Below are 6,797 nucleotides of genomic sequence, written 5' to 3'. Positions count from 1 at the left end.
TCGAGGGCGCCCACGACGTGGGCGGACGCACCCCGTCCATCTGGGACACCTACTGCCGTGAACCCGGCCGTGTCGCCGACGGCGCCACCGGCGACATCGCCTGCGACCACTACCACCGCTACCGCGAGGACGTCGCGCTGCTGCGCGGACTGGGCGTCGACACCTACCGGTTCTCGATCTCCTGGCCCCGTGTCCAGCCCGGCGGCGCGGGCCCCGGCAACCCCGAAGGGCTCGACTTCTACGACCGGCTGGTGGACGAACTCCTCGCGGCCGGTATCTCGCCCGCGGCGACCCTCTACCACTGGGATCTGCCGCAGGCGCTGGAGGACCGGGGCGGCTGGCGGGTCCGCGACACCGCCGAACGCTTCGCCGAGTACACCCGGATCGCCGCCGAGCGGCTCGGCGACCGGGTGGACCGCTGGATCACCCTCAACGAGCCGTACTGCAGTGCCTTCGTCGGTTACGGCGCCGGCGCCCACGCCCCCGGCGCCCGGGAGGGCCGCGGCGCGCTCGCCGCCGCGCACCATCTGCTGGTGGGCCACGGGCTCGCCGTCCGCGCCCTGCGCGGCAGCGGCGCCACGGACATCGGCATCACGCTCAACCCCGACGTCCTGCTGCCCGCCACCGACAGCGAGGCCGACCTGGCGGCGGTGCGGCGCGCGGAGACGATGCACAACGACGTCTGGCTGGAGCCCCTGCTGGCGGGCCGCTACCCCGCGCACGAGGCACTGACCTGGGGCGAACTCGCGGACGGGGCGTACCGGCTGGACGGCGACCTGGACCTCGTCGGGGCGCCGCTGGACTTCATCGGCGTCAACTACTACCGGCCGATCACCGTCTCCGCCGCGCCCCACCGGGACCCGGACCCGGCCACCCGCAGCGCCGTGGACATCCGCGCCGAGGAGTCGTGGCGCCAGGACGTACGCCGTACCACGATGGGCTGGCCCGTGGTCCCGCACGCCTTCACCGATCTCCTGGTCGGACTGCGGCGGCGCTACCCGGCCCTGCCGCCCTTGCTGATCACCGAGAACGGCTCGTCCGAGGACGACCGGGTGGACGCCGACGGCGAGATCCACGACAGCGACCGGGTGGCCTACCTGCGCGACCACCTCGCGGCGCTCGCCGACGCCATGGACCAGGGCGTGGACGTACGCGGCTACTACGTCTGGTCGCTGCTGGACAACTTCGAGTGGGCCCGCGGCTACAGCAAGCGCTTCGGCATCGTCCGGGTCGACTACGACACCCTGGAACGCGTCCCGAAGGACAGCTACCGCTGGTACCGGGAGCTGATCGCCGCCCACCGCGACCGCGACCGCGCAGGCGACCGGGGCCGCACCCACTCCGCCACCCGAACCACCGGTCAGGAGCTGCACCACCGATGAAGTTCACCGACGGCTACTGGCTCATGCGCGACGGCGTCAGCGCGTCGTACGCAACCGAGGTCGCCGAGACCCGCGTCGAGGACGACCGCCTCACCCTCTACGCCCCCGTCCGGCATGTCGAGAACAGGGGCCACACCCTCAACAGCCCCCTGCTGACCGTCGAATGCTGGTCACCCGCCGAAGGGGTGATCGGCGTACGCTCCAGCCACCACACGGGCGGTGTGGACCGGGGCCCCCACTTCACGGTGAACTCCGCCCCCGACCACACCCCCGAGATCACCCGCGACGGCCCGGCCGTGGAGCTGACCAGCGGCGCGCTGTCCCTGCGCGTGGACACCGACGCGCCGTGGCGACTCGACTTCCGCGCCGACGGCCGGCCGCTGACCTCGGCGGGCCAGCGCGGTACGGGCTTCGCCACCACCGCCGACGGGGAGCACCACTCGGTGGGCCAACTCGCCCTGGACGTGGGCGAACTGGTCTACGGCCTCGGCGAGCGCTTCACACCGTTCGTCAAGAACGGCCAGACGGTCGACATCTGGCAGGCCGACGGCGGCACCGCCAGCGAACAGGCGTACAAGAACGTCCCGTTCCATCTCACCAACCGCGGCTACGGCGTCTTCGTCAACCACACCGGCCGGGTCAGCTACGAGATCGGCTCGGAGTCCGTCGGCCGGGTCCAGTTCAGCGTCCCCGGCCAGTCGGTCGAGTACTTCGTCATCCACGGACCGACGCCCAAGGAGATACTCGACCGCTACACCGCGCTCACCGGCCGCCCCGCGCTGCCCCCGGCCTGGTCGCTGGGACTGTGGCTGTCGACGTCCTTCACCACCTCCTACGACGAGGAGACGGTGAACCGGTTCGTCAGCGGCATGGCCGAACGTGACATCCCCCTCGGGGTGTTCCACTTCGACTGCTTCTGGATGCGCCAGTACCAGTGGTGCGACTTCACCTGGGACCCCGAGGTGTTCCCCGACCCGGAGGGCATGCTGCGCCGGCTGAGGGAGCGGGGGCTGCGCGTCTCGGTGTGGATCAACCCGTACATCGCGCAGAAGTCCCCGCTGTTCGAGGAGGCGCGCGAGCGCGGATTCCTGGTGCGCCGGGCCGACGGCGGCGTCTGGCAGTGGGACCTGTGGCAGGCCGGCATGGGGCTGGTGGACTTCACCCACCCCGGCGCCAGGCAGTGGTACGCGGACAAGCTGCGCGCGCTCACCCGGCAGGGCGTGGACTGCTTCAAGACGGACTTCGGCGAGCGCGTTCCGACCGATGTGGTCTGGCACGACGGCTCGGACGCGGAGCTGATGCACAACTACTACACACAGCTCTACAACGAGACCGTCTTCCAGGTGCTCAACCAGGAACGCGGCGAGAACGAGGCCGTCCTCTTCGCCCGCTCCGCCACGGCGGGCGGACAGCAGTTCCCCGTGCACTGGGGCGGCGACTGCGAGTCCACCTTCGGCGCGATGGCCGAGTCGCTGCGCGGCGGACTGTCCCTCGGGCTGTCCGGGTTCGGCTTCTGGAGCCACGACATCGGGGGCTTCGAAGGGACGCCGACACCGGCCGTGTTCAAGCGCTGGGCACAGTTCGGCCTGCTCTCCTCGCACAGCAGACTCCACGGCAGCAAGTCCTACCGGGTGCCCTGGGACTACGACGAGGAAGCCGTCACGGTCACCCGCGACTTCACCCGGCTCAAGCACCGGCTCATGCCCTACCTCTACGAGGCGGCCCGGCAGGCGGCCCGGCACGGCACGCCGGTGATGCGCGCGATGGTGCTGGAATTCCCCGGCGACCCCTCGTGCCACACCCTGGACCGGCAGTACATGCTCGGCGGCGACCTGCTGGTGGCGCCGGTGTTCAGCGAGGACGGCACGGTGGAGTACTACCTGCCCGAAGGCGTCTGGACCCACGTCCTCACCGGCGAACGGGTACGCGGCCCGCTCTGGCGGCGCGAGACGTACGGTTTCGACAGCCTGCCCCTGTTCGCCCGGCCGGGCTCCGTCGTCCCCTTCGGGGCGAGCGGCGACGGCGCGGTCTACGACTGGGCGGACGGAGTCACCCTGCGGGTCCACGAACCGGCGGACGGAGCGGAGGTGACCACGCGGATCCCCGCCCCCGACGGCACGACCGCGGTGGTCTTCCACACCCGGCGCGACGGCGACGACCTGACGGTGCGCGCCGAAGGCGCCACGGGCACCTGGCACGTCCAGCCGGCCGGGGGCACACCGCTCACCGCCCATCCCGGGACGGAGTCACTGACGACACGGATCGGCTGAACAAGACCTGACCGCATGGGGATTCCCACCTTCGGGACCTGGGTCCGCGGGCGCCGGCGGGCAGGTGCGAGGTGGACGCCGGGGGAGCCGTCTCTATCCGCGGACAGAGACGCCGATCGCTCGCTGGGGTGATGTCCGCGTCCCACGGGGGACCGTAGCGTGGGACACATCATGGAACGAACTGACGACCGGTTTCTCCCGGTCCTGCTGCTCGGTGTCCAGGCCGCGGTGTGGCCCGGGTACACGCTGGCGCGTGGCGCCGCACCGGAGGCCGCGGATCTCCTCGCCGTCGCGCTGGCGGGAGGTCTGTCCGCCGTCGCGCTCGCCGTCCGCCGCACGCGTCCGGTGCCCGTCCTCGTCCTGGTCGCCGTCGTCTGCGCGATCGGGACGGGGGCGCTGCCGACCGGCGCCATGGCGGTGCTCGGTACGGCGGGAGTCGCGCTGGCCCTGTTCACGGTGGCCGCCGAACGGGACACCACCACCGCGCTGCTGTGCGTCGCCACGCTCTCCGTCTGGCAGCTCACGTACGGCATCAGCCTGCACGGGCTGTACGGCGGCCAGGGCCTCGACCTCGTCCTGACCGCCCTGCTCTACGCGACCGCCACCGGCACCGGGCTGTTCGCGCGGCGGCGCCGGACCGAACGCGGCGCCGCCGAACGGCGACTGCACCGGGCTGAGGGCGAGCGGCACCGCCTCCCGGCGGCGGAACAGCGCCGTATGGAGAGGGAGTTGCACGACGTCAGCGCCCACCACCTCACAGCGGTGGTCGTGACGGTCGAGGCGGCGCTGGGGCTGCGCGAGCGCCGGCCCGAACTGGCCGACAAGGCGGTGGAGTTCGCCGCCGAGACCGGCCGCGAGGTGACCCGGGCACTGAGCGCCGTACGGGCCCCGGCGCCCTCACCGGGCGACCTGCCCGCGCGGGAGCGACTGCGCGAACTCGTCGCGGGCTTCCACGCCCTCGGGCTGCCGGTGACCTGTGAGACCGGGGGGCTGCCGGACGGTTCCGTCGGCGACGCCACGTACGGCATCGTTCGCGAGGCACTGACCAACGTCGTCCGCCACGCCCCCGGCGCCGCCACCACCGTGCGATGCGACCACGGCGACTCGCACACGGAAGTCGTGGTGCGCAACGCGCCACCGAACGCGCCGACAGCGGGCACGGCCTCCGCCGGCCCGCGGGATGACGGACCCGTCAAGGGACTCGGTGGCGGGCGCGGCCAGAACTCCCTGCGCGGGCGCGCCCGGGAGGCGGGCGGCACGCTCACCAGCGGGCCGACACCGGACGGCGGTTGGGAGGTGCGCGCGGTCCTGCCGGGCCGGAACCGGGCCGTGCACGAGGAGTCCGTGCCCCGCGAGTTCCGGGTCGCCCAGTTCGTCACCGCCGCGGGGCTCTGCTTCCAGCCGTTCCTGCCCTTCTTCCTCGTCCGGGTGAGCGAGACGCCCAGCGGGCCCGGCGTCTCGTCCGGCGCGCTCTTCGCGCTGCTCGCCACGGCGCAGGTGCTCACGCTGCTGTGGCTGCGGCAGGCACCGCGGATCGCGCTCGGTGTGCTGCTGGCCCTGGCCGGCCTCTGGCCGGCGGCGATGGAGGTGAGCGGCTACACGGGACCGGTGCTCCTGCCGCCCGGCCTGAGCCTGATCGCCACCTGCGCGGGGCTCGCCGTCGTGGCGGCCGGCGCCAACAGGTCGTCGGCGGCGCGCGGTTGGGCCCCACCGGTGATCGCCGCCGTGGCGCACACGGCCGCGGCGAGCGCCGCCGTACTCGCCCGTGATGCCACGACGCCCGCCTGGCAGTTCCCCGCCGTCGCGCTCGCCATGACGGCGCCGCCGCTCGCCGCGTGGTCGTGGGGCATCCGGTACGGCGGGCGCCGCCGGGCGGCCCGGGAGCAGCACCGGGACCGGCTCGCGACCCTGGTGGAGGAGGCCGTACGGGACGCCTGGGCCGAACGCCGCCGTATCACCGCCGGGCTGGAGACCACCGTGCTGGCCCGCACGGCCGAGGTGGTCGAGGAGGCGGAGGCGGGACGGCTCGCCGAGACGTCGGAACGCGCCCGCGAAGCCCTGACCGCCATGCGCGCCCTGCTCGAAACCGTCCACACCGCCCAACCCGCCGGCGAACTGCGGCCGCAGCCCACGCTCCAGGCCCTCGACCTGCTGGTCGGCCAGTGCCGGGCCACCGGCCGCGAGGTGGAGGTACGGCTCACCGACCGGGTCCCGAAACGGCTCCCGCCGGAGGTGGACATCGCCGCCTACCGCGCCGCCGAGACCATCCTCCAGGCCGGTGGCGACGAGCCGGCCGTGCTCGTACTCGACGCGACGGACCGTGTCCTGACCCTCACCGCCACCGGCGTGTCCGGTGCCACCGGCCCGGCGGCGCACGAGCGGCTGGTGACACGCGCCGACGCCCTCGGCGGCACCCTGACCACGGAACAGCCGGGCACGGTCCTGCTGAGTCTGCCCTGGAGCGCCGCCGTCCCGGGCGACGGCGACGGCGCCACGACCCGCGAGGAATCCCGATGAGCCTGACTGTGCTGGTGGTCGACGACCAGGTGGTCGTCCGGGCGGGTTTCGCCGCCGTCATCGACGCCGAGGACGACCTGACCGTCGTGGGCGAGGCCGGCGACGGCGCGACCGCGGTGAGCCTCGCCGAACAGCTCGCGCCTGACGTGATCGTGATGGACGTACGGATGCCGGGGCTCGACGGCATCGCCGCCACCCGGATCCTCACCGCGCGCGAGAACCCGCCCCGCGTCCTCGTACTGACCACCTTCGACCTCGACGCGTACGTCTTCGAGGCGCTGCGCGCGGGCGCCTCCGGCTTCCTGCTCAAGGACGTGCGCGCGGCCGAACTGCTCAACGGCATCCGGGTCGTGGCCGCCGGGGAGAGCGTCCTCGCCCCGTCCGCGGCCCGCCGGCTCATCGGCCACTACGCGGCGGGCCCGCCCGTCGGGCCGAAGGCCGGCCGGGGGACCCTGGACCGCCTGACCGCACGGGAGAGGTTCGTCCTCACCCTGGTCGCCTCCGGACTGAACAACGCGGAGATCGCCGCCGAACTCGACATCACCGTCGGCACCGTCAAGTCCCATGTCAACGCGCTGCTCCGCAAGCTGGAGGTGCGGGACCGGCTCCAGGCGACGATCCTCGCGTA

At 73.2% G+C, this 6,797-nt stretch carries 4 protein-coding genes; all 4 read left to right on the top strand.

Annotated elements, in window-relative coordinates:
* The first annotated feature begins 17 nt into the window (after positions 1–17).
* Positions 18–1,382 carry a GH1 family beta-glucosidase gene (locus GXP76_RS32765; RefSeq protein WP_374363462.1) on the top strand — a complete coding sequence of 455 codons (1,365 nt, stop codon included), beginning with the start codon at positions 18–20 and terminating at the stop codon, positions 1,380–1,382.
* A complete protein-coding gene (yicI, locus tag GXP76_RS32760; protein WP_242575257.1) occupies positions 1,379–3,652 on the top strand; it encodes an alpha-xylosidase in 2,274 nt (757 codons plus the stop codon). Before GXP76_RS32765 ends, yicI begins: the two co-directional genes overlap by 4 nt.
* A 171-nt stretch (positions 3,653–3,823) precedes the next feature.
* Positions 3,824–6,169, top strand: a complete 2,346-nt coding sequence (locus GXP76_RS32755) for a histidine kinase (RefSeq protein WP_242575256.1) — start codon at positions 3,824–3,826, stop codon at positions 6,167–6,169.
* Positions 6,166–6,797, top strand: a 632-nt coding sequence (locus tag GXP76_RS32750) for a response regulator transcription factor (RefSeq protein WP_242575255.1), incomplete at its 3' end; no start/stop codon positions are given. The genes GXP76_RS32755 and GXP76_RS32750, both read left to right, overlap by 4 nt.

It is taken from the genome of Streptomyces sp. NP-1717 (genome assembly GCF_022695985.1).
Lineage (GTDB): Bacteria > Actinomycetota > Actinomycetes > Streptomycetales > Streptomycetaceae > Streptomyces.
The sequence above is the reverse complement of the archived record's forward strand: the minus strand, read 5'-3'. Positions and strand labels throughout refer to the sequence as shown.

Excerpts from the sequence above, each read along its gene's own strand:
- GXP76_RS32755 (WP_242575256.1), top strand. The coding sequence starts at position 3,824 with ATGGAACGAACTGACGACCGGTTTCTCCCGGTCCTGCTGCTCGGTGTC.
- yicI (WP_242575257.1), top strand. The coding sequence starts at position 1,379 with ATGAAGTTCACCGACGGCTACTGGCTCATGCGCGACGGCGTCAGCGCG.